The sequence below is a fragment of the Streptomyces sp. NPDC042201 genome (genome assembly GCF_055582185.1).
In genome coordinates this window covers 233,180-258,893 of the sequence record NZ_JBVJDS010000008.1, presented here as the reverse complement: position 1 = coordinate 258,893, position 25,714 = coordinate 233,180, and the positions used below count along the sequence as shown (strand labels likewise).

Genomic DNA, 25,714 nt, shown 5'->3' with positions numbered 1-25,714 from the left:
GAGAGATGGGTTACAAGGGGGCGACTGGGGTGAGCCGATGAGTGATCTCGCGACAACAGAGGATCTGGATTCCCGGCTGGAGAAGCACCGGACGGAGCTGACGGGCTACTGCTACCGGATGCTGGGCTCCGCCTTCGAGGCCGAGGACGCCGTGCAGGACACGATGGTGCGCGCGTGGCGCAGCTTCGACAAGTTCGAGGGCCGGTCCTCGCTGAGGTCCTGGCTCTACCGCATCGCGACGAATGTGTGCCTGGACATGCTCAGCGCGGGAAACCGCCGGGCGCGCCCGATGGATCTGACCGCCGCGCAGCCGGTGGCCCAGGCCCAGCTGAACGGGCGCCCGGAGATCACCTGGCTGGAGCCCGTGCCGGACGGCCGGGTGCTGCCTTCGGTGGCGGACCCGGCGGAGACGGCGGTGGAGCGGGAGTCGATCCGGCTGGCGTTCGTCGCCGCGCTGCAGCATCTGCCGCCGAAGCAGCGGGCGGTGCTGATCCTGCGCGAGGTGCTGGCGTGGAAGGCCGCCGAGGTCGCCGAGCTGCTGGGCACGACGGTCGCCTCGGTCAACAGCGCGCTCCAGCGGGCACGCGCGACGCTCGCCGACTGCGGTCCCGCCGCGACCGAGGCGGCGGACCCGCTCGACGAGGGGCAGAAGGAGCTGCTGGAGCGGTATGTGGCGGCCTTCGAGGGCTACGACATGAAGGCGCTGACGGCGCTGCTCCACGAGGACGCGACGCTGTCGATGCCGCCGTACGACCTGTGGCTTCAGGGCCATGCCGACATAGTCGGCTGGATGCTCGGCGTCGGCTCCGTCTGCCGTGGCTCACGGCTCGTCCCGACGGTGGCCAACGGCACTCCGGCGTTCGCCCACTACCACTCGAGCAAGGACGGCACCGGCTATACGCCGTGGGCGCTCATGGTGATCGAGATAGAGGACGGCCGGATCACCGGGATCAACTCCTTCCTGGACACGGCGCGCTGGTTCCCGCTGTTCGATCTCCCCCAGCGGCTGACAAAGGAGTGATCGCTACCTAGAAGGTGTCGGGCGGGTCGTGGTCCCCGTCGGGGGCCACTTCCTGGATCAGGTCCGCGAGGCCAACGAGATCCAGCAGCAGCCGCAGCTCCCGCCCGGTGCCGGTCAGCCGGATCCGACAGCCCTGTCTGCGGGCGGTGAGCCGCAGCCTGGCCAGCGCGTCGACGGCGGCCAGATTCGGCGGGACCAGGCCGCCGACGTCACAGATCGCCTCGCCGCCGCCCGTCTCCCGCAGCCGCGCGGCCAGCTCCTCACACAGCCGGGGCCCATCGGCCGGGGTGAGCCGGCCGGCGATGACGAGCACGATCGGTTCCGTAACGTCCACAGACAGAAAGACCGGCCCCCCGCCCGGAACTCATCGCAGCCCCCCGGACACACCCGGTACAGACCCAGAGCCGCCGGCGTGCCGGGCTGTCAGCTGACGGGGAAGACGCCCGTGTCGATCACCACGTCGAAGGGTGCCGGCAGGGTCAGCTTGTCTCCGTACTCGACCGAGGCGAGGACCCGGTACGTGCCGCCCTCGGGTTCACCGTAGAGCGTGGCGGTCGGGCGGCCGGAAAGCCACGGGTCGAGCAGCAGATAGAGCGGAACACCGGCCTGGGCGTAGCCATGGGCCTTGCTGATGCGGTCGTGGTTGGCGTTCCCCCGCGAGGTGATCTCGGCGACGAGTTTCGCCTGCCCCGCCGGGATCCGATGACCGGGCCCGATCGCGTCCTCCCCCGCCACCACCAGCAGATCGGGCACGTACAGGCCCTGCCGGCCCGGAACGACCACGTCCTGCGTCTGGAGAATCTCCCAGTCCTCCGGGATCACGGAGTACAGCCGGCGCTGCAGCATGGAGGCGGTGACGTTGTGGTCCCTGGACGGCGACGGTGACACGGTGATGATCCCCTCGATGATCTCCACCTTGCAGCCCTCGGGTGCGTCCGTCTCCTCCCGGATACGGACGAGGTCGTCCCAGCCCTGATCCGGCTCGTGGTCGACGGTGAGTGCGCTCATGGCGGTCTCCTCTATCGGTGCGTCACCGATCCCAGCATGGCGAACGGGACCGGTGGGCGTCCACCGGTCCCGTTCATCCGAATGGGGAAACGCCTGGTCAGGCGATGCGCTCCAGGACCACCGGCGTCGCCTTGTACTGCGTGTCGCCCGCCACGATGTCGTACGCGCCGTCCAGCGCGCCGCGTGCGTAGTCGAACTTCTCCGGGGTGTCCGTGTGCAGCGTCAGCAGCGGCTGGCCGGCGGTGACCGTGTCGCCCGGCTTGGCGTGCAGTTCGACGCCCGCGCCCGCCTGGACCGGGTCCTCCTTGCGGGCGCGGCCCGCGCCGAGGCGCCAGGCGGCGACGCCGACGCCGTACGCGTCGAGACGGGTGAGGACACCCGACGACGGGGCCGTGATCACCTGCTGCTCGCGGGCCACCGGCAGCGCCGCGTCCGGGTCGCCGCCCTGGGCCGCGATCATGCGGCGCCAGACGTCCATCGCCGAGCCGTCGGCCAGTGCCTTCGCCGGGTCGGCGTCCCGGAGACCCGCCGCGTCGAGCATCTCGCGCGCCAGGGCGAGGGTCAGCTCGACCACATCGGCAGGGCCGCCGCCGGCCAGGACCTCGACGGACTCGCGGATCTCCAGCGCGTTGCCCGCGGTGAGCCCGAGCGGCGTGGACATGTCGGTGAGCAGGGCGACCGTCCGTACCCCGTGGTCGGTGCCCAGGCCCACCATGGTCGAGGCGAGTTCGCGGGCGTCCTCGATGGTCTTCATGAAGGCGCCGGTGCCGACCTTGACGTCCAGGACCAGCGATCCGGTGCCCTCGGCGATCTTCTTGGACATGATCGAGGAGGCGATCAGCGGGATGGCCTCGACGGTGCCGGTGACATCGCGCAGCGCGTACAGCTTCTTGTCCGCGGGGGCCAGTCCGTCGCCCGCCGCGCAGATCACCGCGCCGGCGGTGTTCAGGACGTCCAGCATCTCGGCGTTGGAGAGCAGCGCCCGCCATCCGGGGATGGACTCCAGCTTGTCGAGCGTCCCGCCGGTGTGGCCGAGGCCCCGCCCGCTGAGCTGCGGTACGGCCGCGCCGCACGCGGCCACCAGCGGCGCCAGCGGCAGGGTGATCTTGTCGCCCACGCCGCCCGTGGAGTGCTTGTCGGCCGTGGGGCGCGACAGCGCGGAGAAGTCCATGCGCTCGCCCGAGGCGATCATGGCGGCGGTCCAGCGGGCGATCTCCGTACGGTTCATGCCGTTGAGCAGGATCGCCATCGCGAGCGCCGACATCTGCTCGTCGGCGACCTCGCCGCGCGTATAGGCGTCGATCACCCAGTCGATCTGCTCCGGGGACAGTTCGCCCCGGTCCCGCTTGGTGCGGATGACGGAGATGACGTCCATCACGTTCCTTTCGATGGGTACGGCCCCTCCGCCGCCGGATCGCGACGACGGAGAGGCCGAGTTCAGTTGAGGTGCCCGGGCCCGAAGGCCTGCGGAAGCATCTCGTCCAGCGTGCGGATTCCGTCCGGGGTCTCCAGGACCAGGGCCGGGCCGCCGAATTCGTACAGCAGCTGGCGGCAGCGGCCGCACGGCACCAGCACCTCGCCCGCGCCGTCGACGCAGGTGAAGTGGGTGAGCCGGCCGCCGCCGCTCAGGTGGAGCGCGGAGACCAGACCGCACTCGGCGCACAGTCCGAGTCCGTACGACGCGTTCTCGACGTTGCAGCCGGTGATCGTACGGCCGTCGTCGACCAGCGCCGCGACCCCGACCGGATATTTCGAGTACGGCACATACGCGCGGGACATGGCGTCCCGCGCCGCGGCCCGCAGGGTCTCCCAGTCGATGCCCGCGGCGTCCGCGGCGGCCGTCACTTGCCTTGTCCTCTGCGATAGCGCATACCGTCAGCTTTGGGCATACGCAGCCGCTGCGCCGACAGCGACAGCACCAGAAGGGTCACGACATACGGAGTGGCGCCCACGAAGTCCTCGGGGACGGTGTCCGTCAGCAGGTACCAGACCAGGATGAGCGCGGCCACGACCGCGCTCGCCACGGCCTGGAACATGACCTTCTTGTACGCCTTCCACACGGCGAGCAGCACCAGCAGGACGACCAGCAGGAGCAGCAGCGCGTGGACGGTCTCGCCGCCGTTGCGCAGCTGGAGCGCGTCGGAGAAGCCGAACAGGCCCGCGCCCATGGCGAGGCCGCCGGGACGCCAGTTGCCGAAGATCATCGCGGCGAGACCGATATAGCCGCGCCCACCGGTCTGGCCCTCCAGGTAGATGTGCGAGGGCACGGTCGCGAGGAACGCGCCGCCGAGGCCGGCCAGTCCGCCGGAGATCGCGACGGCCGCGTACTTGTACGAGTAGACGTTGACGCCCAGCGACTCGGCGGCCATCGGGTTCTCACCGCAGGAGCGCAGCCGCAGACCGAACGGGGTCCGCCACAGCAGCCACCCGGTGGCGACGAAGAGCAGCACCGCGAAGATCGTCAGCACCGAGACATTGGTGACGAGGCCGCCGAGGATGCCCGCGAGGTCCGAGATCAGGAACCAGTGGTGGCCGGCGAGGGTGGCGAGGCCGTCCGAGAGCCCTGGCACGGTGACGTCAGGGATGGAGTCGACCGGTGGGGACTGCTTGGGGTTGCCGCCCATGGTCTGGGCCTCGCCGGAGTTGAAGAAGATCTTGGCGAGGTACTGGGTGACACCGAGCGCGAGCAGGTTGATGGCCACACCGGAGACGATGTGGTCGACGCCGAAGGTGACGGTCACGACCGCGTGGAGCAGTCCGCCCAGGACACCGAAGGCGACACCCGCGACCAGGCCCAGCCAGGGGCTGGTCTGCCAGCCGATCCAGCCGGCGCCGAAGGTGCCGAGGATCATCATGCCTTCGAGACCGATGTTGACCACACCGGCCCGTTCGGACCACAGACCGGCCAGACCGGCGAGGCCGATCGGTACGGCGAGGCCGAGGGAGGCGCTGATCTGGCCCGCGGAGGTGAGCTGGTCGGCGCCGGTGAGGACGCGTACGGCGGAGATCAGCACCAGGGCGCCCGCGACGATCAGCAGGATCCGCGCGACCGACAGCCGGGAGCGTGCGGGCTTGGCGCCCGGGGCCTTCGGGGCCGTAGGAGGCGGAGTGGCGGTCATCGTGGCGGTCATCGCGCCACCTCCAGCTTCTCGGTCTTCGCGGCCTGGGCGGCGAGCTCGGCGCCGACCTGCTGCTGCTGGCGCTTGAGGCCGTAGCGGCGTACGAGTTCGTAGGCGATGACGACGCACAGGACGATGACGCCCTGGAGCACGCCGAGGATCTCCTTGTCGTAGCCGATCACTTCAAGGTGGTTGGTGGTGCGCTCCAGGTAGCCCCAGAGGAGGGCCGCTAGGGCGATGCCGATCGGGTTGTTGCGGCCGAGCAGCGCGATGGCGATACCGGTGAAGCCGATGCCCAGCGGGAAGTCGTTGCTGTACATGTGGCTCTCGTTGAGCAGCGTCGGCATGCCGATCAGGCCGGCCATGGCGCCCGAGAGGATCATGCTGGTGACGACCATCTTCTTGACGCTGACACCGCTCGCGGCGGCCGCGGACTCGGACTGGCCGACGGCGCGCAGGTCGAAGCCGAAGCGGGTGCGGCCGAGGACGAACCAGTAGGCGAGACCCGCGAGCAGGGCGATGAAGAGGAAGCCCCACAGCATGCCGGCCGGGCCCAGGTCGATGGTGAAGAACCACGACGACTCGGACAGCGGCTTGGTGGAGACCAGGGTGCCCGCCTCGTCGAGCTGGCCGAGCCGCTCGGGCTGGATCAGATAGCCGATGATCGCAGTTGCGATCGAGTTCAGCATGATCGTGGAGATGACCTCGCTGACCCCGCGAGAGGTCTTGAGGACACCCGCGATACCGGCCCACATGGCGCCGACGAGCATCGCGACGATGATGATCACAGGGATCTGGATGATGCCCGGCAGGTTCAGCGTGCCGCCGACGACCGCGGCGAAGAAGGCCGCGATGCGGTACTGACCGTCGACGCCGATGTTGAACAGGTTCATCCGGAAGCCGATGGCCACCGCGACGCCCGCGATGTAGTACGTGGTCGCCTTGTTGAGGATGTAGACCTGGCTGTCGCTGGCAGAGCCGTACGACAGCATGTCGTTGAACGCCTCGAAGGGGTTCTTGCCGGTGACGGCGATGACCAGCGCGGTGACGACCAGCGCGGTGATCACGGCCAGTACGGGCGCCGCTATCGCGAGGAGCAGCCGCTCCTTGTCGACCCGGGAGGTGAGCTTCTTCATCGGTCCTCTTCCCCAGCTACGGCGGACTCGGCGCCGTGCTCGAGGTGTCCGGTGGCGGCCCCCGTCATGGCGGAGCCCAGCTCCTCGGGGGTGATCGTGGCGGGGTCGGCGTCGGCGACCAGACGGCCGCGGTACATGACCCGCAGGGTGTCGGACAGGCCGATCAGCTCGTCCAGGTCGGCGGAGATCAGCAGGACGGCGAGACCTTCGCGGCGCGCCTCCCTGATCTGGTCCCAGATCTGGGCCTGCGCGCCGACGTCGACACCCCGGGTGGGGTGCGCGGCGATCAGCAGCTTGGGGCTGTGGCTCATCTCGCGGCCGACGATCAGCTTCTGCTGGTTGCCGCCGGACAGGGAGCCCGCGGTGACCTCGATACCGGGGGTGCGTACGTCGTACTCGCGCACGATCCGCTCCGTGTCGAGCCGGGCGGCCTTGGCGTCGAGCAGTCCGCCCTTGGAGTTGGGGCGCTCGGTGACATGGCCGAGGATGCGGTTCTCCCAGAGGGAGGCCTCCAGCAGCAGGCCGTGCCGGTGGCGGTCCTCGGGGATGTAGCCGATGCCGCTCTCGCGCCGCTTGCGGGTCGGCGCGTGGGAGATGTCGGCGGTGTCGAGGGTGATGACACCGCCGTCCGGGTCGCGCATGCCCATGATCGCTTCGACGAGTTCGGCCTGGCCGTTGCCCTCGACACCGGCGATGCCGAGGACCTCGCCGCGGTGGATGGTGAAGTCGATCCCGGCGAGGACGTCACGGACGACACCGTCGGTGTCGGTCGCGGTCAGCTTCAGGTCCTGGACCCGCAGCGTGGGTATGTCCGTGACGGTCGACTCGCGCGTCTCCGGGGAGGGCAGCTCGCTGCCCACCATCAGCTCGGCGAGCTGCTTGGAGGTGGTGGAGCGCGGGTCCGCGGTGCCCACGGTCGTACCGCGGCGGATGACGGTGATCTCGTCGGCCACCGAGAGCACTTCGCCCAGCTTGTGGGAGATGAAGATGACCGTCAGGCCCTCGGACTTCAGCCCGCGCAGGTTGTCGAAGAGCGCTTCGACCTCCTGCGGGACGAGGACCGCGGTGGGCTCGTCGAGGATCAGGGTGCGGGCGCCCCGGTAGAGGACCTTGAGGATCTCCACGCGCTGCCGGTCGGCGACGCCGAGCTCCTCGACGAGGACGTCGGGGCGGACGTTCAGGCCGTACGCGTCCGAGATCTCCTTGATCTTGTTGCGGGCCTTGGTGCCGATGCCGTAGAGCTTCTCGCCGCCGAGGGCGACGTTCTCCAGCACGGTGAGGTTGTCGGCCAGCATGAAGTGCTGGTGCACCATGCCGATGCCGCGCGCGATGGCGTCCGCGGGGCTGCCGAAGGTGACCTGCTCGCCGTCGACGGTGATGGTTCCCTCGTCGGGCTTCTGCATGCCGTAGAGGATCTTCATCAGGGTTGACTTGCCGGCACCGTTCTCGCCGCAGAGGGCATGCACGGTGCCTCTGCGAACGGTGATGTCGATATCGCTGTTGGCGACGACACCGGGGAAGCGTTTGGTGATGCCGCGCAGTTCGACGGCGGGAGGGCTGGACGCGTTGATGGCGCACTCTCCTCGGAGAAGGAGCGTTGGGGCGGGGGGCGTTCGGTGACGCTACTGCGTCAACCCATGCCTACGCGCGTAGAGTTGACACATTGTTATCGGCCCGGCGAAAGGGGAAGCCCCTTTCACCGGGCCGTACACTCAGCCGGCCGCGAGCGTTCTGATCCGCGGACCGGAGCAGGTCACGGGGTCGTCTTGACCGTGACGGAGCCGTCGATGATCTTCGCCTTGGCAGCGTCGATCTTCGGCTGGATGTCCTTGATGAAGCCACCGCTGGCGGACAGTGAGACGCCGTCCTTGGCGAGCGAGTAGCTGTTGGTGCCGACCAACGGCTTCTTGTCGTGGATCGACTTGATCAGGTCGTAGACGCCGACATCGACGTTCTTGACGACCGAGGTCAGGATCGAGTCCTTGTACTTGGCCAGGGAAGCCTGGTTGTACTGGTCGGAGTCGACACCGATCGCCCAGGCGCCCTTGGCGCCGTTGACGGCCTCGATGGAGCCGGAGCCCGAGGAGCCCGCGGCGCTGTAGATCACGTCGGCGCCCTTGTCGAGCATGCCCTGCGCAGCGGCCTTGCCCTTGTCGGGGCTGGCGAAGCCGGAGGTGTCAGAACCGTGCGACAGGTACTGGACGTCGACCTTCATGCTCTTGTCGGTGTCCTTGACACCCTGCACGAAGCCCGCCTCGAACTTCTTGATCAGCGGAACGTCGACGCCGCCGATGAAGCCGACGTGCTTCGACTTCGTCTTCAGCGCCGCGGCGACACCCGCGAGGTAGGAGCCCTGCTCCTCGGTGAAGACGATGTTGTCGACGTTCTTCGCGTCGACGACCGAGTCGACGATGCCGAAGGTGGTGTCGGGGAACTTGACCGCCACCTGCTTCATCGAGTTGGAGTAGGCGTAGCCGATGCCGACGACCGGGTTGTATCCGGCCTGGGCGAGCTGGGTGAGGCGCTCGACGCGGTCCGCCTCGGTGTCGGTGGTCTTGGCGGTCAGTTCCTTGACCTCACCACCGAACTCGGCCTTGGACTTGTCTATGCCGCGCGCGGCGGAGTCGTTGAAGGAGTGGTCGCCGCGGCCGCCCACGTCATAGGCCACACCGACCTTGACGCCGTCCTTGGCGGAACTCGACGCGTCACTGCTGTCCTTGGCCTTGTCGGCCGACGTGCTGCCACAAGCGGTGGCAGTCAGAGCGAGCGCGGCGGAGGCGATCCCCGCCGCAGCGATCTTGGTTACCCGGCGCAAGAGGGTGGTCCCTTCAACCTGACCGAAGCGCCTCTTCCGGCGCTGGTTTCGCGGCGATCGTAACGCGCGTAGATGTCAGATAATGACCTGTACGGAAGCTGTTATCGGATCGTCGCGAACGGGAGGTGTCATGGCCGATTACAAACGGTTGCCGTCGATCAACGCGGCGGCGGTGAAAAGCTCCACGCCGACCTCGATCGCCTGCTCGTCGGCGTCGAAATCCCCACGATGCAGGTCGTAGTGGACCGGGTCTCCCGGCGTCCGCACGCCGAGCCTCGCCATCGCGCCAGGCACCTGTTCCAGATACCAGGAGAAGTCCTCTCCGCCGAGACTCTGCTCGGTGTCCTCGATTGCGTACGAACCGCGGCGGGCGGCCTGGGCGGCGCGCAGCAGTTCCGTGATGACCGGGTCGTTGACGACCGGCGGGACTCCACGGATGTAGTTGATCTGCGACTTCGCGTGATGGAGCGTGGCGATCTCGTCGATCGCGGCATGGACCAGGTCCGGCGCGTCCCGCCAGGCGGGCAGATCCAGGCAGCGGACCGTACCGGAGAGCTCGGCGTGCTGCGGGATGACATTGCAGGCGTGCCCGGACTCGATCCGGCCCCAGGTGACGGCGAGCCCGGAGCGGGCGTCGACCCGGCGGGCCAGCAGCGCGGGGACGTCGGTGACCACCTTCGCCGCGGCGGTGACCAGATCGGTGGTGAGATGCGGGCGTGCGGTGTGGCCGCCGGGGCCGTCGAGGCTGATTTCCAGCCGGTCGCAGGCGGAGGTGATCGGGCCGGGGCGCAGCCCGATCAGACCGGCGTCGACGCGGGGGTCGCAGTGCACCGCGATGATCCTTCCGACGCCGTCCAGGACGCCGGATTCGATGGCGTCGGGCGCGCCGCCGGGCAGCACCTCCTCGGCGGGCTGGAAGATCAGCCGCACCGCGTTCGGCAGGAGACCCTGCCGGTCGAGGCCGGCCAGGACCAGTCCGGCGCCGAGGACGGCGGTGGTGTGGATGTCGTGGCCGCAGGCGTGCGCGCGGTTGGCCACGGTGGAGCGGTACGGCACCCCTGTCTTGGTGTCCGGGATGGGGAGCGCGTCGATGTCGGCGCGCAGCGCCAGCATGGGACGGACGCCGTCCCAGGTCCCTACGTCGCAGATGAGCCCGGTGCCCGTGTTGAGCACCCGGGGCCTGAGCCCGGCCTGCTCCAGCCGGTGCTTGAGCGCGCTGGTGGTGCGGAACTCCTGGTTGCCCAGCTCGGGATGCATGTGCATGTCCCGGCGGAAGGCGATCAGCTCGGCGCGCAGTGCCTCGGGCAGCGCACCGGGAAGTACGGCGTCGCCGGGCAGGTCGGTCTCGGACTCACGGGACATCAACTGGCTCACCTGTTGAAGGGTAGGCCCCTTCGGGGGTCAACTGATCAGCGATCAACAAAATTTCAGCCCGTTAGGCCAAGAAATCTGCCCGTGAACGTATGACGGACCGCCGGGGTGGGTAAGCTGCCGCCCTTTCCCAGTGCCCCAATTTTATGGGTTGATCACTGTTCCCGCCCCGCGAGGCACGGCCGGCCGGGTGTCCCGGCCGGCCGTGCCTCAGGCCGGTGACGGCAGCCGGGGCAGCCGGTGGACGTCGCGGGCCGTGCCCGTGACCCCGGACAGGAAGCCCTGTGCCCGGGGCGAGGCCGTCTCCTTGAGCCACTCCGGTGCGATGTCGCACACCGCGACCCGTACGCCGGTCCCGGCGAGGGCCAGCGGGAGGGTGTGCACCACGGTGGAGGGGAAGCTCAGGACGGTGCTCCCGATCGGGCCGCGCCGCGCGATGAGCTCCAGCGGCAGGTCCGGGCGGACGATCTCCAGACCGGTCGCCGCGTGCAGCCGGTGCAGCTTGTCCACGTTCTCGCGGCGGTGCGCGAAGTACCGGGTGGCGCCGTGGGTGCGGGCGAGCGCGATGACCGCCTCGGTGTACTGGTCCGCGTCGACCACGCCCGTCTCGACCAGTGAGGTGCCGACCATGTCCGCGCCCGCGGTGATCCGGGGCGGGCCGAAGGTGGCCCGCGTCCACGCGAAGCGGTTGGCCGTCACGGTGACGCCCTCCGGCACCTCCTCGACGGGCATCGACGTGAAGACCTCGACCGTACGGGTGGCGGACGGGGTCAGCCGGCGCCGCGCGGCCGCGGTGACGGGCGCGAGGACCAGTTCCCTCGGCCCGCGGCCGCCGCCGCGCCGGTGCCAGCGCACCAGCCGCTCACCGCGGGCGAGCTGCCCGATGAACTCCATCGTGGCCGTGCCGTCGTCCACGACCGTCAGCTCCTTGCCGCCGACCAGGGTCAGCAGCAGCTGTACGTAGCGGGAGAACGGATCGCCGATGACGATCCGGCCGGCCCGGCGCAGCAGCGGCGCCAGCTCCCGGACGGTCCGCAGGGGCGCCCCCGCTCCACCGCGCGCCTCTTGCCAGCGCACGGTGAAGCCCTCGTCGCGGGCCAGCTCGGCCATCCGGCGGAGCTGGCCGCGTGACATGGGATCGGTCGGCGACAGCACGACGACGGTGAGGGCGTCACCGGTCGCGCTCGCCCTGGCCCACTCCAGCACGTTCAGCAGCTGGACCGGGCTCTCCACGAAAGCAATCGCCGGAGCGGTCGCACGAGGCTGCGGGGAGCGGCCCCCGCCGGCACCGGTCATGGCGTCAGACCGCCACCGGCTCGGCGGCCTCGGCGATGACGCCCGCGACGCGGCGGAGCTTCTTCATCGGGCCGAGCTCCGACTCGTACACCTTCTTGACACCGTCACCGAGGGACTCCTCGATGGTGCGGATGTCGCGGACCAGGCGCTGCAGGCCCTGCGGCTCGACCGAGGCGGCCTGGTCGGAGCCCCACATGGCGCGGTCGAGGGTGATGTGACGCTCGACGAAGGCGGCGCCGAGGGCGACGGCGGCGAGGGTGGTCTGCAGACCGGTCTCGTGGCCGCTGTAGCCGATCGGCACGTTCGGGTACTCGGCCTGGAGGGTGTTGATCACGCGCAGGTTGAGCTCCTCGGCCTTGGCCGGGTACGTCGACGTGGCGTGGCAGAGCAGGATGTTCTCGCTGCCCAGGACCTCGACCGCGTGGCGGATCTGCTTCGGCGTCGACATGCCGGTGGAGAGGATGACCGTACGGCCGGTGGCGCGCAGGGCGCGCAGCAGCTCGTCGTCGGTGAGGGAGGCGGAGGCCACCTTGTGGGCGGGCAGGTCGAACTTCTCCAGGAAGGCGACGGCCTCGGTGTCCCACGGGGAGGCGAACCAGTCGATACCGCGCTTGCGGCAGTGCTCGTCGATGGTGCGGTACTCGTCCTCGCCGAACTCGACGCGGTGGCGGTAGTCGATGTACGTCATCCGGCCCCAGGGGGTGTCGCGCTCGATGTCCCACTGGTCGCGCGGGGTGCAGATCTCCGGGGTGCGCTTCTGGAACTTGACCGCGTCGCAGCCGGCGTCGGCGGCCACGTCGATCAGGGCGAGGGCGTTGTCCAGCTCGCCGTTGTGGTTGATGCCGATCTCACCCGTGACATAGACGGGGCGGCCGGGCCCGGCCGTCCGCGTGCCGAAGGTCCGCAGGCGGGAGGTGGCGTCGGTGCTCATGGGTGGGTCCTTACTTGTTGAGGGTGTTGTGGGGGGTGTGCAGACCCGGACCGAGGAGCCAGGCGGCGATCTCACGGATCGCCCCTTCGCCGCCGGGGGTCGTGGTGACGGCACGCGCCGCGGCGCGTACGGCGTCATGGGCGCTCGCGACGGCCACCGGCCAGCCGACGAGGCCGAAGCACGGGAGATCGTTGACGTCGTTGCCGACGTAGAGCACACGCTCGGGCGTGATCCCGTGCTCGTCGCACCACTGCTTGAGTGCGAGGTCCTTGCGGTCGATGCCGTGGAGTACCGGCACCTGAAGCTTTCTCGCGCGGGCCGCGACGACCGGGTTCTGCTCGGTGGAAAGGATGAGCAGCTCCAGGCCGGAGCGGCGCAGCGCGGCGATGCCGAGGCCGTCGCCGCGGTGGACGGCGACCATTTCGCGGCCGTCCGAGTCGACGAAGACTTTGTCGTCGGTCTGGGTTCCGTCGAAGTCGAGTACGACGGCGTCGATGTCGTCGTAGCCGGGCAGGACGGCCGGGTCGAGCAGCGGCGCGAGGGCGCGGGCGCGGGCCAGATCGTGCGGATCGTCGATCTCCAGGACCCGCGCGGGGTCCGTCCTGACGAGCGCGGTCCTGCCGAAGAAGCGGTGCTTGGCCTCGCGGAAGCCCTCGGCGCGCATCGCGTACGCGGCGCCGGTCTCCAGGTACTCCTGGGGACGGTCCTGGCGGCGCGGCCGGTTCGCCTTGTCGTGGTTGACGCCGTAGCCGTCCAGCTCGGCGCTCGCCGCGCCGTCGTGGCGCCAGATGAAGCCGTGGGTCGGCGCGACGGTCAGGGCGGTGTCGGCGCCGTCCTCGGTGACGGCGCTCGTGACGCCGTCCAGGTCCTCGCCGGTGATGAACGGGCTGGTGCACTGGACCAGCAGGACGACGTCCGCGCTCGCGCCGCGCATCACCCCGTAGGCGTCCATCGCGTGCAGCACCGCGGCCTCGCTGGTCGCGGTGTCCCCCGCGATGGCGGCGGGACGCAGGACGACCTCGGCCCCGGCGGAGCGGGCCGCGTCGGCTATCGCCGCGTCGTCCGTGGAGACGACGACATCGGTCACCCGCCGGGCCGCCAGGCAGGCGCGGACCGCGCGCACGACCAGCGGGACACCGCCGACGGGGGCGAGATTCTTGGCGGGGACGCCCTTGGATCCACCGCGGGCGGGGATCACGGCGAGGACGGTCATCGGTACTCCTTGGTCGGCGGCTCGGCGGTTCACAGCTCGCCCATCCGGCGGATGACGGGGGCCACGCGCTGCACGCCGTGGCGGTAGGCGCCGCGCGCCGCTCCGCGTACGGCCTCGCGCACCACACGGCGGACCCCGCTGGTGCCGCTCGAAGCGGCCGGGGTGGTCAGCGGGGTGCCGTCGGCCGCCAGGTGGTAGCGGGCGAGCAGCCCCGGCAGATATCCGGGCGCGGTGGTGGCCGTGTAGTACGGGCTGACGGCGGGGAGCTCGGTCTCGTCGAGCAGCTCGGCGACACGCTCGCGGGCCGTGTCGAAGGCCGAGGAGTACGAGCCGTCCGCGGCGACGCCCTGCTGGTCCGCCCAGACGGGATCGGGGCGCGGCCGGTAGCCGCTGTCCAGCTGGTCCCAGGAGGCCAGGCAGCCCGAGCCGATGAAGTGGTGGTTGCCGAGCGGCTCGCGCACCCCGAAGTCGGTGAGGATCGCGGTGGGGATGCGCCGGTGCAGGGACTCCAGGGCCGCCGTGGAGGAGACGGTGACCAGCAGATCGGTGCGGTCGAGGACCTCGCCCATGTTCCCGTACACGAGCCTGAAGTTGGGCGGCAGACCGCCGGGCAGCTTCTCGGCGAGCCGCTGGTACGGGAACTCCTCCACGTGCGTGGTGTGCTCGCCGACCCGGCTGCGCAGCTTCAGCAGGACCTCGCGCCGCGGGTGCAGCTGGGCGTGCTGGACGAGGCGCCGCAGCAGATACGTACGGTCGGCGCGGCTGGCCGGCACGGACGGCTGGGCGGCGAAGACGACGGTGTCGCGGGCTTCCTCGGAGACGTACCGCTCGCCGCCGAGGAACGGCAGCGCGGCCTCGGTCACCGAGGAGGCGTCGGCGCCCACTCCCTCGTACACGGCGCGGAACCGCTTCGCGTCGTAACGGGAGTTGGCGAGGACGACATCCGCGCCGTGCCGCAGCAGCAGGCCGTCGGAGAGCTTCTCGTAGACGACTCCGACGTAGCCGGTGACGACGACGGGTCTGCTCGGCAGCTTCAGTGCCGCTATCCCGTGCAGCATCGCCTGTACGGCGCCGCCGACCAGGGCCAGCACGACCACGTCGTACTGCTCCTCCCGCAGCGTCCGCAGGAAGTCGGTGCCGGTCATCTCGCGCAGGGCGTCAGCCTCCGCGCCGACCTCCGCGAGCTGTCGGGCGGTGGGCGTAGCTCGTCCGCGCAGCAGAAACCCGCTGAGCTCTGTGGAGCGGCCTGCCGGGGCGATGCGGCGCGCGGTGAGCGCACCCCACTTCCACCGGGTGTCGGAGTCGGCGAGCACGGCGACCCGGACCGCTTGGCTGGTACGTGATGGCACGACGAGGACGTTAGGAAGTCATTCCGTTTGTCGTCCCAACTCAATGGCAATAAAGGGTTAACAGAACATCTACGAATGGCGTCGGAGCCCCGGAAACGGTCCGGAACGGCCGGGAAACGGGCTGGTTCACCGTTCCGCCATTCTTCGTTCACCTTCCATGCGTCCGGATGTCAGGCCGAATGACGGGCCGCCGCCTAGCGTCAGGTGAGTGGTCAAGCTCTCCGTCGTCGTGCCGTTCTACAACGTGCAGACATACGCCCTCGAAACCCTTAGAAGCCTCCGAGCGAACAGCCGTGAGGACTTCGAGTTCCTTCTTGTCGACGATTGTTCGACCGACGGAACCCCGGAGATCCTCGAACGCGCGGAGCGCGAGCTTCCGGGGGCGGTCCTGCTCAGACATGAACGGAACGGTGGACTGGCGACCGCGCGCAATACGGGCCTCGACGCCTCACGCGGCGAGTACGTCACGTACCTCGACGGTGACGACTGGGTGGCCCCCGGCTACTACGAGCGGCTGCTCGCGACCATCGAGGGGCTGGGCTGCGACTTCGTCCGTACGGACCACGTCCAGTTCACGGCCAGGGCCCGTACGGTCCAGCGCGTCCCCGTCGGCCGGCGCGACGAGGTGCTGCGGCCGCGGGACTGGATCCTGCCCTCCCACCGGTCCACCTCCGTCGACTATCCGTTCGCCTGGGCGGGCATCTACCACCGGCGTCTGGTCGACCGCGGTCTCATCCACTTCACGGACGGGCTGCGGACCGCCGAGGACCGGCCGTGGATCTGGCGGCTGCACCGCGAGGCGGAGTCCTTCGCCGCGGTCGGCCTGCTGGGAATCTTCTACCGGCGCGGGGTCGCCACGTCGCTCACCCAGATCGGGGACGTACGGCAGCTCGATTTCATCCGGGCTTTCGACCAGGTCATCGAGGAAACCTCGAAGGACGAGGAAGCGGACCGTTTCCTGGGGAAGGCCGTACGCACCTACTGCGCCATCATCGCCCACCATCTGGGATCGAAAGAGCGGTTCGAGCCGGCGGTGGCCCGCCAATTGCGCTCCATGAGCGCCGCCGCTCTGAAACGACTGCCCCAGGACATCTTGAAGGAAGCGCTGGATTCGATGGACCTGGACCGTTCCGTCCTGCTGCGCCGCCTGCGAAGGCGGCCGGTGTCCGGCGGGAAGGCGGCAGCGTGATGGCGTCGTCCCTCCTCTTCCCGGCCCGCGGTACGCACGCCGGCACCGGCACCACGCAGGTCTTCTGTGTCTCCACGCTCTACGGGGCCGCCACCCTGGCCGCCGCGATCGACGCCGGTCTCTTCCGGCCGGTCGGCCGGCGCCTGCTGGTCGTCAGCAACAACGCGGGATCACCCGAGCTGTCGCCGTCCGTCGACGAGATGCCGGGGTTCGAGCAGCTGCGCGGCCGGTTCGACGACCTGGTGTCGTGGAACGAGACCATCGCGCCCTTCCATCCGGGCGGCTGGGCCCCGCGCCCCGACGACATCCCCATCTGGGAGCGCCATCTGCGGCTGGCCTGGCACCTCGGCGACGACAGCGTGGAGCTGATCGTCGAGTCGATCCAGGTCAACCCGGCGCTCGCCATCGCGCAGATCTTCACCGGCGCACCGGTCGAGGTGTACGCGGACGGGCTGATGAGCTACGGCCCCACCCGGTCCAAGATCGAGCCGCTGGTCGGCGAACGGGTGCGCAGACTGCTCCATCTCGATCTCGTACCGGGGCTCAAGCCGCTGCTTCTCACCGAGTTCGGTGTCGAACCCGAGCTGGTGCCCACGGACGCGTTCACCCGAGTCCTTGACGAACTCACCGACGACGTGAGCGCGACCGGCATCGAGACGCCGTCGGTGCCTCCGGCGCTGCTGCTCGGCCAGTACCTCTCGGCGCTGGGCATCCTCAGCGAGCGCGAGGAGGAGGACCTGCACATCCGGATGGTCCGGGGGGCGGTCGCTCTCGGGCACACCCAGGTGGTGTTCAAGCCGCACCCCAGCGCCCCGGCCGTCTGGTCGCGGCTGCTGGAGCGGGAAGCGGAGAAGCTCGGCGCCGATCTGACCATCCTGGACAGTCCGGTGCTCGCCGAGGTGCTGTACCGGCGGCTGAAGCCGGCGCTGGTCGTCGGCTGTTTCTCCACAGCCCTGTTCACGGCGTCCGCCTTCTACGGCCTCCCGGTGGCGCGTACCGGCACGGAACTGCTGCTGGAGCGGCTCGCTCCGTACCAGAACAGCAACCGCGTGCCGGTGACAATCGTGGACGCGCTGCTGCCGCCGCTGGACGACGACGGGAAGCACCGGCCCGACGCCCGGGTGGCGGAGCTGGTCGCGGCCGTCGGTTACGCGATGCAGCCGCAGATCTATCCCGAGCTGCGGCCCGCGGCGGAGGCGTATCTCTCGCAGCAGCTGAACCAGTACACCTGGCGCTACTTCAAGCGGCGCCGGCTCACGGCGCTCGCGCTGCCGGGCGCGGTCCCGGCGCAGCTGGCGCGCCTGCCGCGGAACGCGACGGCGCGGCGGATGGTGCGGCGGGCGCGGAAGCTGCGGCGGACGGTGCTGCGCACGGGTTCCTGACGGGCGCTGATGTACGGGGATGACGTACGGGGAGGGCGGGCCACTGACGAGTGGCCCGCCCTCCTTCATGTCCCGGCTCAGGTCGTGGCTCAGGTTCCGGCTCAGGTCCCGGCTCGTGTCCCGGTGGAGCGGGTGCGGCGGCTCAGCCGGCCGAGGTCCCCAGGATTGCCCGCAGATCCGCCGCGTTCGCCTGCGTGATCTTCCACAGCTCCTGCTGCCGGCCGTGTACGTCGGCCACGGCCGCGGCGTGGTCGTCCAGCAGCCCGAGCGCCCGCTCGGTGAGCAGCGCCCCGAGGTTCTTGTCGTGGACGGAGACGCCCCACTCCGGGCGCTCGATGTCGGACAGGAAGTACGCCATCTTGGGGTGCGAGATCAGGCTGATGATCGGCGTCCCGCAGCCGAACGGGATCATCCCCGCGTGCCCGCGCATCCCGATCACCAGCTTCGTACGGGCGTACAGGTCCCGGATCGCGTCGTTCCCGAAGTCGTACATCGGGATCACCGGCAGCGAGATGCCGTGCTCGCGCCGCAGGTCGAAGGCGATCCGCTCGTCGTCGAGCGAATGCGCCACGCACTTCACCTCGGCGTGGGCGCCCAGCGCCCGTACCGCCGTGGCCATCTCGGCGAGGAAGTGCCCGTAGTCATGGCCGAAGCGCAGCCCGGCCCGGTCGTACGCGGCGTTGACCAGAACGGTGTTCTCGCGGTGCTCGGGATCGGTCCAGCCGTCCACCAGCTGCCGGGTGACGGTGGTCGGGCAGGGCTGGAAGCGCACCTTGTCGTGCAGTCCGGCGGGCAGCAGCGCGCGGACCTTCTCGATCGAACCGTGGTTGCGGAGCCCGAAGAAGGCGGCACGCTCGACGAGTTGACGCAGACTGGCGGCGAAGCGCTCACGCCGGTAGGACTGCCCGTCGAAGGCGTTGAAGCCCACCGCGTACACCATCACGGGTACGTCGATGCGCTTCAGCAGCGCGTCGGGGACGTTCCACTGCCAGGCGCTGTTCCCGTTGGGCGCGGTGTCCGGGATGAACAGTCCGCCGCCGCCGATGACCAGACCGCGCCGGGCGTTGACCCGCTCCAGCGCCGCTTCGTCGAAGAGCCGGTGGGCGTGGATCGAGTGCCAGTGGCGCGGGCCGGTGTCGGTGCCGAAGGTCAGGCGTACGGACTCGGGCAGCAGCTTGTCCCCGGCGTTGCCCTGCTGGGGCATGTAGAAGGCGACATGGGCGAGCTGGTCCTCGGCCGCGCCCTCCCGCGGCGTCGGCAGGACCGGCGTACGGCGGAGCATCTCCCGGCCCCCCGGGTGGGCGGGGTCGGTGGCGAGGCCGGCGAGCGCGTACTCCCGCGCCGCGCCGTCGTCGCCGTGGACCCAGGCGATCTGGGCCAGCCGGGCGAAGGCGGTCGCGGCGCGCTTGGGGGCGGCGGTGGCCAGCAGCAGCTGGGCCCTGGCCTCGTCGTAGCGCGAGACGCTCATCAGCGCGTGTCCGAACACCTCGTGCGGCCACGCCTCGTTCACCGGGATACGGACCTGGCCGAGCAGGTCGGCCGCCTCCTGGAACTCGCCCGCGCCGATATGGGCCAGGGCGACGCGCCGGGCGCTCTCCACATCCCCGGTGCGGGCGACGTGCGCGGTGCCGTAGCGCACGATCAGGTCGTGGTGCGTGGTCCCGTTCAGCGCCATGTACGCGGCGTGGAACGCGGCGTCCGAGAGCTCGAATTTCCGCCGGTCGTCCTCGGCCGCGCTGTACTTCGCCGTACCGTCGAGGGGGACGAGGTCCCCGTCCAGCACGGCGTCGAGCAGGCCGCGGAAGGTCCGCTCTCGGTCGTACGCACCGCTGCGGCCCAGGGCGTCGAGCCGTGCGCAGAACGCGTCGGTCAGATATTCGCGCTGGATGACCAGCGGTCCCGCGGCGGTGAGCCCGTCGGCCGCGGCCAGCCCCTCGCGCAGCACCAGCAGCTCACCGAGGTCGCCCAGGACGGCGATGCCCGGGTCCAGGCTGATCACGGTGTCGTAGTCGCGGACGCGGAACACGTCGAGGCCGAAGAAGGCCGTACGGGACGAACCGTCGCAGGCGTACGACGCGTAGCGCTCGCCGGCCACCGGCCGCAGCTCGATCCGCGGATGCAGCGCGCTGATGCGGTCGGCGGCGTCCGACGGCAGACCGTCGTGCAGGACGATGAAGTCCTCGCAGAGGCCCGGGTTGGACAGGGCGAGGCTGCGCAGCAGTACGAGGAAGGCGGGCACGTCGTCGTCTGCGACGAAGGAGGCGAAGGCGATACGGCGCTTCCCGGTCAGCGCGTGCGACGCGTGGGCGGCAGCGGGGGCCGGGACAGCGACGCCGGCAGCGGCGTCGGCGCCGGTGTCGGCGCCGGAGAGGCTGGTGGCGGTCATCTCAGGGATATCCTCATATCGGTGACGCTCTGTGCGCGTTCCATGACCCAGGACTTCTCGCTCGCCCGTTCGCGCTCGGAGGTGACGGGTATCCGCATCGCTCCGGGCAGGCGGTGGACACCGCTCTCGTAGAAGTCGAAGCCGATCAGATCGAGCGTCGGGCTGACGTCCAGGAAGTCCAGCAGCCAGAGCGTGTTGAAGCCGCTCGTCGGGACGGACGGCCAGGCGTCCCAGTCCACCCCGCCGATATGGCGGAGCGGCCAGCGCAGCGAGTCGTCGGCCACGTACCGCTGCGCCCCGGGCACCAGCCGCTCGCGCAACGCGTACCTCCACTCGTCGGAGGCACCACCGAACACCAGCCGTGTGGTCACCTTCCGGTCCCAGTTGAAGTGGTGCTCGTGGCTGGTGGCATGGATGTCGGTCCGGGTGCCGGTGGCCGCCGCGTCGATCCGGTACGAGCTGAAGCGGACGACCAGGTCGTACGCGTCGATCTCCGGGCCCAGGGTGCCGGCGCCGAGGCTCTGGGAGTTGGCGACCAGGCAGACGGACCGGCCCGCGATCAGATTGCGCAGCTCACCGAGGCTGATCCAGTCGACGCCGCCGAAGGTGGGGTCGACGACCGGCGGCCGCATCCGGTTCCTGCGCTGTTCGGCGTAGAGGCCGATGAGTCCGCTCAGCTCGGAGGCGTCGCCACCGGCCGCCTCGATCCGCAGGTCGAGGTAGTGGCCGACGGCGTTCTGGAGTTCCGGCACCGGTCCGCCGCCCCGGCCCAGGGCCAGCAGGGCGCCGACCAGGCGCGGCTCCGCCTGCTCCCGGTCGCCCCGGCCGTGCAGCTCCAGCCCCTCGGCCCATACGTCGGTCGCGGGCGCGGCGGAGAACTCCTCGGCCCGGGGGCACTCACGGGCCAGCAGCTGGAGCATCTCCTCCTGGGACCGTGCGGCGATCCGCAGTCCGGCGAGCCGGGGAGCGACGCCGTACGTGTCGTCGGAGGTGAGCGTGAGGTAGCGGTCGTACGCCTCGACGGCCGCGGCCTCGTCGCCGAGGGCCTCCAGCGTCCGGGCGCGCAGCCGCCAGCCGGCGCGGGAGTTCCCGCGTTCGGTCAGCACGGTGTCGCTGATGAGCAGGGCGAGCTTCAGCTCGTCGCCGCCGGCCTCCATGGCTTTGGTGCCGACGCCGAGCAGCGCGTCGAACAGCTCGGCGCCCATACCGGACGCCGGGAGGGGCGCCGCGGCGTGGACGGCTGTGAGCTGCCGCAGCTTCCCGGCGAGCTCGGTACGCCTACGGTCGTCACCGTCACCCGCCACGAGCCTCTCGCTGTGCAGCGCACAGGCACGCAGGCAGTCCGCGGGCGCCGTCGGACTGATCCGGGCGCCGTGCGTCGGACCGCCCGGTGGGACGGCGGCGCTCTTCGTGCTCTTGGCGGCCTTGGTGGCCTTGGCGTATTTGCCGCCGCGCCATCTCGGCCACAGGCTGCGGGCCTTCGTCATGCTGCTCCCGGCGTCTACTCCCCCACGGACAGATGGTGGGTGGGTGACAGGGTAGGAAACCTCCCGGCCCCTGAGGTGAACTCGCACCGTCGGTCAGGCGAACGAACCGCTTCGGGCGTCACTCAGGCCCTGTCCGGTCGATCTTCGCGGGCCCGCGACGCCCGGCACGGCACCTCGCCGCGTTGTCGGAGTCGTCCAAGTACGTCCAGTACGAGGACGATCCTCCGCCTTGCGATGTACCGCACCAGACGCCGCGGGCTGATCCACGAAGATCGACCGGACAGGCCCTAGGCCCCATGGAGCGGACCGAGCATGCCGCGGTGACGCTCGACCTCCCCCGGTTCGGCGAGATCACGACCAGCACGGACCTGCGCTTCGGCTAGGGGGCGTCCGGTCGGGTCACTGGAGCCCGGGGTTCTTCGCCCAGGTCACTGTGGCGCTGTGGCCGAAGAAGCCCGGCAGTCCTCCGCTGTGGAGGAAGACCGTCCGCCGGCCAGGACGTACGTCTCCGTCCTTGACCGCCGCGATCAGGCCCGCCATCGCCCGGCCCGTGTAGACCGGGTCCAGGATGATTCCCTCGGTACGCGCCGCGATGCTCATGGCGGCCTTCACCGGTTCCGTGAGGCTCGGGTATCCGTCCCCGACCTGGTCGAGCCGGATCCTCAGCCGGTCCGGCGCGACGCCGTCCGGCGAGACACGTTCCGGCGCTTCACCTTCCGGCGCTTCACCTTCCGGCACGACGCCGTCCGGCACGACGCCGTCCGCCGTCGCAGCCTCCGCCGACAGTCCGGCCACGAGGTCGCTCACGGTCCGCACCGGGTCCGGAACCGCGCCGCAATGGACGCCGAGCACCCGCTCGCCGCCCAGCGAGTGCACCAGCCCCGCCATCGTGCCTCCGGAACCGACCGCCGTGATCACCTGCGACAGGTCGGGTGCCTGGGCGAGCAGTTCGCGGCCGCACTCGGCGTAGCCGAGGGCTCCCGTCACGCTCGATCCGCCGAACGGGATCAGCGCGGGCGCTGCCCCTTCGCGCCGCAGGCGTTCCGTGACCTCCTTCAGCGTCTCGGCGAGCGCGGCCCCGTCCGCGTCTCCCGCCCATACGATCTCCGCGCCGAGGAGTCCGTCGAGCGCGAGGTTGCCCGAGGCGGAGTCATCCGGGTTTCCGGCGAGGACCAGGACGACACCCAGTCCGAGCCTGGCGCCCGCGGCCGCCGTGAGACGGGCATGGTTGCTCTGCGGGGCCCCGCTAGTGACCAGCGTCTTCGCGCCCGCCGCCAGCGCCGCGCCGCAGAGCCACTCCAGCTTGCGGACCTTGTTCCCACCGCCGCCGAGCCCGATGAGGTCGTCGCGCTTGATCCACAGGTCGTCGGGGCCGAGCCCCACCGCACGCGCCAGCCGGGGTGCCGGTTCCAGCGGTGTCGGCCAGCTCGCCAGCACCACGCGGGACGCCGGGCCGTGGTCCGTACCGCCCGCCCCGGCCGTCCCCGCCATCCCCGCCGTCATACGCTGCTCACCGAAAGCTTCACGGCGAAGCCGAGGAACAGCGCTCCGGCCGCGCTCGTCACCCCCGCCGAGAGGCGCTTGCGGCGGCGGAAGGCCGCGGCCAGCTTCGTACCGCCGAAGATCAGGGCCGAGAGATAGAGCGCGCTGGCCACGTTGGCGAGGATTCCCAGCACCACGAACGACAGCGCGGGATGCGCGTAGCCGGGATCCACGAACTGCACGAAGAACGAGATGAAGAACAGGATCGCCTTCGGATTGAACAGGCTTATCACCAAGGCCCGGCGGTACGGCCGCTCGACGGCCTCCGGCGCGCTACCGGGTTCGCCGGCCCCCTCCGTACTCTCGTGCCGGCTGCGCCACAGCGACCACGCCGCCCGCATCATCCCGATGGCCAGCCAGGTCAGATACCCGGCGCCCGCGTACTTCACGATCCCGAAGAGCAGTGCGTTGCCCTGGAGCAGCGACGCGACGCCCGCGGCGGAGAGCACCATGAGCACGGTGTCACCGCACCAGACGCCCGCGGCGGCCTTGTATCCGGGCCCGGTCCCGCGGCGGGCCGCGACCGAGAGCACATAGAGCGAGTTCGGTCCCGGCAGCAGGACGATCAGGACGAGGCCGATCAGATAGGTCGGCAGATCAGTAACACCCAGCATGTGCCGGAGTGTCGCACATGCGCCCGCCCCTCACACCAGGCGTCCGGCGACCGGACTCACGCTCCCCTTCCGTGGCCCGCGCCGGATGCGGAACGTCAGAACGCCTCGGTCAGAACGCGTCGGTCGGCACGTACGTCCCCCACACCTGCCGCAGCGCGTCGCAGACCTCCCCCACCGTCGCCCGCGCCTTGAGCGCCGACTTCATCGGGTGAAGGACGTTCTCCGTGCCCTCCGCGGCCTTCCGCAGCGCGGTGAGCGCCGCGTTCACCGCGCCCTGGTCGCGTTCCGCCCGCAACCGGGCCAGCCGGGCCGCCTGCTGGGCCTCGATCGCCGGGTCGACGCGCAGGGGTTCGTACGGTTCCTCCTCGTCCATCGCGTAGCGGTTGACGCCCACGACCACGCGCTCGCCGCTGTCCGTCTCCCGCGCGACGGCGTACGCGCTGCGCTCGATCTCGCCCTTCTGGAAGCCCCGTTCGATGGCCTCGACCGCGCCGCCCATGTCCTCGATCCGGGTCATCAGCGCGACCGCGGCGGCCTCCACCTCGTCCGTCATCCGCTCGACGGCGTACGAGCCGGCGAAGGGATCGACGGTCGCGGTGACATCCGTCTCGTACGCCAGCACCTGCTGTGTACGCAGCGCGAGCCGCGCCGACTTGTCCGTCGGCAGGGCGATGGCCTCGTCGAAGGAGTTGGTGTGCAGCGACTGCGTACCCCCGAGGACCGCCGCCAGCCCCTGGACCGCCACCCGTACGAGATTGACCTCGGGCTGCTGCGCGGTCAGCTGCACCCCGGCCGTCTGGGTGTGGAAGCGCAGCATCAGCGACTTGGGGTCCTTCGCGCCGAACTCGTCGCGCATCACCCGGGCCCAGACGCGGCGCGCGGCGCGGAACTTGGCGACCTCTTCGAGGAGGGTCGTACGCGCCACGAAGAAGAAGGAGAGCCTGGGCGCGAAGTCGTCGACGTCCATGCCCGCGGCGACCGCCGTCCGTACGTACTCGATGCCGTCGGCCAGCGTGAACGCGATCTCCTGCGCGGGCGAGGCCCCGGCCTCCGCCATGTGGTAGCCGGAGATCGAGATGGTGTTCCACCGGGGGATCTCGGCCCGGCAGTACTGGAAGATGTCCGCGGTCAGCCGCAGCGAGGGCTTGGGCGGGAAGATGTACGTGCCCCGCGCGATGTACTCCTTGAGCACGTCGTTCTGGATGGTGCCGGTCAGCCGCGCCGCCGGGACGCCCTGCTCCTCCGCCACCAGTTGGTAGAGAAGGAGCAGGAGGGCGGCGGGCGCGTTGATCGTCATCGAGGTGGAGACCTGGTCCAGCGGAATCCCGTCGAGCAGTACGCGCATGTCGTCGAGCGAGTCGATCGCGACCCCGACCTTGCCGACCTCACCGCTCGCGATCGGCGCGTCGCTGTCGTGCCCCATCTGGGTCGGCAGGTCGAAGGCGACGGACAGACCCGTCGTGCCGTGCGCGATCAGCTGCCGGTAGCGGGCGTTGGACTCGACCGCGGTGCCGAAGCCCGCGTACTGACGCATCGTCCAGGGCCGGCCCGTGTACATCGTCGGGTAGACGCCGCGGGTGAAGGGGTACGAGCCCGGCTCGCCGAGCTTCTCCCGGGGATCCCACCCGTCCAGCGCGTCAGGGCCGTAGACCGGCTCGATGGGCAGTCCGCTCTCGGTGACTCGTACGCTGCCGGGCTCGCGCGCCATCTGCTGTGCCTCCCGCTGGACCGACCGCCGCCATCCGCCGGCCGCCGCCGCCTTCCGGTGACGACGGCCTTCGCGACAGCCTTCGCGACGGACTGTAGCGGCGGGTGCGCGCCGAGTAGCGGGCCACACGCGGGAAGCCGCCTCGCA

21 protein-coding genes are annotated in these 25,714 nt (G+C 70.4%); 3 read left to right on the top strand and 18 right to left on the bottom strand.

What is annotated here, in order from left to right:
• Positions 1-37: 37 nt before the first annotated feature.
• The gene (locus ACZ6MZ_RS21320) at positions 38-1,021 is read left to right on the top strand and encodes a sigma-70 family RNA polymerase sigma factor (RefSeq protein ID WP_384182251.1); all 984 of its coding nucleotides are present in this window, start codon (positions 38-40) and stop codon (positions 1,019-1,021) included.
• Positions 1,022-1,028: 7 nt separating this feature from the next.
• Here ACZ6MZ_RS21320 and ACZ6MZ_RS21315 read toward each other — a convergent pair whose 3' ends face one another.
• From ACZ6MZ_RS21315 to ACZ6MZ_RS21255, 13 genes are all read right to left on the bottom strand, one after another.
• Entirely contained in the window at positions 1,029-1,334 is a 306-nt protein-coding gene (locus tag ACZ6MZ_RS21315) for an STAS domain-containing protein (RefSeq protein ID WP_469353579.1), read from the bottom strand.
• 110 nt (positions 1,335-1,444) lie between these two features.
• Complete coding sequence (locus tag ACZ6MZ_RS21310; RefSeq protein WP_389784098.1) at positions 1,445-2,029, bottom strand: Uma2 family endonuclease; 585 nt, start codon at positions 2,027-2,029, stop codon at positions 1,445-1,447.
• A gap of 97 nt (positions 2,030-2,126) precedes the next feature.
• Positions 2,127-3,404, bottom strand: a complete 1,278-nt coding sequence (locus tag ACZ6MZ_RS21305) for a thymidine phosphorylase (protein ID WP_389784096.1) — start codon at positions 3,402-3,404, stop codon at positions 2,127-2,129.
• Positions 3,405-3,466: 62 nt separating this feature from the next.
• Positions 3,467-3,874 (bottom strand): cytidine deaminase, encoded by a 408-nt coding sequence (locus ACZ6MZ_RS21300; RefSeq protein WP_389784093.1) that lies wholly within the window; start codon positions 3,872-3,874, stop codon positions 3,467-3,469.
• On the bottom strand, positions 3,871-5,160 hold the full coding sequence (locus tag ACZ6MZ_RS21295; RefSeq protein WP_384182264.1) for an ABC transporter permease: 1,290 nt from the start codon (positions 5,158-5,160) through the stop codon (positions 3,871-3,873). The genes ACZ6MZ_RS21300 and ACZ6MZ_RS21295 overlap by 4 nt, the downstream gene beginning before the upstream one ends.
• On the bottom strand, positions 5,157-6,284 hold the full coding sequence (locus ACZ6MZ_RS21290; RefSeq protein ID WP_384182267.1) for an ABC transporter permease: 1,128 nt from the start codon (positions 6,282-6,284) through the stop codon (positions 5,157-5,159). Before ACZ6MZ_RS21290 ends, ACZ6MZ_RS21295 begins: the two co-directional genes overlap by 4 nt.
• Entirely contained in the window at positions 6,281-7,825 is a 1,545-nt protein-coding gene (locus ACZ6MZ_RS21285; protein WP_384182470.1) for an ABC transporter ATP-binding protein, read from the bottom strand. The genes ACZ6MZ_RS21290 and ACZ6MZ_RS21285 overlap by 4 nt, the downstream gene beginning before the upstream one ends.
• A 212-nt stretch (positions 7,826-8,037) precedes the next feature.
• The gene (locus tag ACZ6MZ_RS21280) at positions 8,038-9,099 is read right to left on the bottom strand and encodes a BMP family lipoprotein (RefSeq protein WP_384182270.1); all 1,062 of its coding nucleotides are present in this window, start codon (positions 9,097-9,099) and stop codon (positions 8,038-8,040) included.
• Between the two features lie 138 nt (positions 9,100-9,237).
• Positions 9,238-10,461 carry an amidohydrolase gene (locus tag ACZ6MZ_RS21275; protein WP_469353745.1) on the bottom strand — a complete coding sequence of 408 codons (1,224 nt, stop codon included), beginning with the start codon at positions 10,459-10,461 and terminating at the stop codon, positions 9,238-9,240.
• A gap of 219 nt (positions 10,462-10,680) precedes the next feature.
• Positions 10,681-11,766, bottom strand: a complete 1,086-nt coding sequence (locus ACZ6MZ_RS21270) for a P-loop NTPase family protein (RefSeq protein WP_384182273.1) — start codon at positions 11,764-11,766, stop codon at positions 10,681-10,683.
• Positions 11,767-11,770: 4 nt separating this feature from the next.
• Entirely contained in the window at positions 11,771-12,697 is a 927-nt protein-coding gene (locus ACZ6MZ_RS21265) for an N-acetylneuraminate synthase family protein (protein WP_384182276.1), read from the bottom strand.
• Positions 12,698-12,707: 10 nt separating this feature from the next.
• Positions 12,708-13,910, bottom strand: a complete 1,203-nt coding sequence (locus ACZ6MZ_RS21260) for a cytidylyltransferase domain-containing protein (protein ID WP_469353576.1) — start codon at positions 13,908-13,910, stop codon at positions 12,708-12,710.
• 29 nt (positions 13,911-13,939) lie between these two features.
• Positions 13,940-15,259: a DUF6716 putative glycosyltransferase gene (locus ACZ6MZ_RS21255; RefSeq protein ID WP_389784085.1), complete on the bottom strand. Its 1,320-nt coding sequence runs from the start codon at positions 15,257-15,259 to the stop codon at positions 13,940-13,942.
• Between the two features lie 208 nt (positions 15,260-15,467).
• On the opposite strand from ACZ6MZ_RS21255, the gene ACZ6MZ_RS21250 reads away from it, so the two are divergent.
• Positions 15,468-16,448 (top strand): glycosyltransferase family 2 protein, encoded by a 981-nt coding sequence (locus ACZ6MZ_RS21250; RefSeq protein WP_384182282.1) that lies wholly within the window; start codon positions 15,468-15,470, stop codon positions 16,446-16,448.
• Entirely contained in the window at positions 16,448-17,830 is a 1,383-nt protein-coding gene (locus tag ACZ6MZ_RS21245) for a polysialyltransferase family glycosyltransferase (RefSeq protein ID WP_469353574.1), read from the top strand. The genes ACZ6MZ_RS21250 and ACZ6MZ_RS21245 overlap by 1 nt, the downstream gene beginning before the upstream one ends.
• 142 nt (positions 17,831-17,972) lie before the next feature.
• Here ACZ6MZ_RS21245 and ACZ6MZ_RS21240 read toward each other — a convergent pair whose 3' ends face one another.
• From ACZ6MZ_RS21240 to ACZ6MZ_RS21220, 5 genes are all read right to left on the bottom strand, one after another.
• Positions 17,973-20,216, bottom strand: a complete 2,244-nt coding sequence (locus ACZ6MZ_RS21240) for a polysaccharide pyruvyl transferase family protein (protein WP_469353573.1) — start codon at positions 20,214-20,216, stop codon at positions 17,973-17,975.
• Positions 20,213-21,703 carry a glycosyltransferase family 29 protein gene (locus ACZ6MZ_RS21235; RefSeq protein WP_469353571.1) on the bottom strand — a complete coding sequence of 497 codons (1,491 nt, stop codon included), beginning with the start codon at positions 21,701-21,703 and terminating at the stop codon, positions 20,213-20,215. The genes ACZ6MZ_RS21240 and ACZ6MZ_RS21235 overlap by 4 nt, the downstream gene beginning before the upstream one ends.
• 399 nt (positions 21,704-22,102) lie before the next feature.
• Positions 22,103-23,206: a pyridoxal-phosphate dependent enzyme gene (locus tag ACZ6MZ_RS21230; protein ID WP_469353569.1), complete on the bottom strand. Its 1,104-nt coding sequence runs from the start codon at positions 23,204-23,206 to the stop codon at positions 22,103-22,105.
• Positions 23,203-23,859 carry a leucine efflux protein LeuE gene (gene leuE / locus ACZ6MZ_RS21225; protein WP_469353568.1) on the bottom strand — a complete coding sequence of 219 codons (657 nt, stop codon included), beginning with the start codon at positions 23,857-23,859 and terminating at the stop codon, positions 23,203-23,205. The genes ACZ6MZ_RS21230 and leuE overlap by 4 nt, the downstream gene beginning before the upstream one ends.
• Positions 23,860-23,968: 109 nt before the next feature.
• Positions 23,969-25,567 (bottom strand): acyl-CoA mutase large subunit family protein, encoded by a 1,599-nt coding sequence (locus ACZ6MZ_RS21220; RefSeq protein WP_389784069.1) that lies wholly within the window; start codon positions 25,565-25,567, stop codon positions 23,969-23,971.
• Positions 25,568-25,714 lie beyond the last annotated feature (147 nt).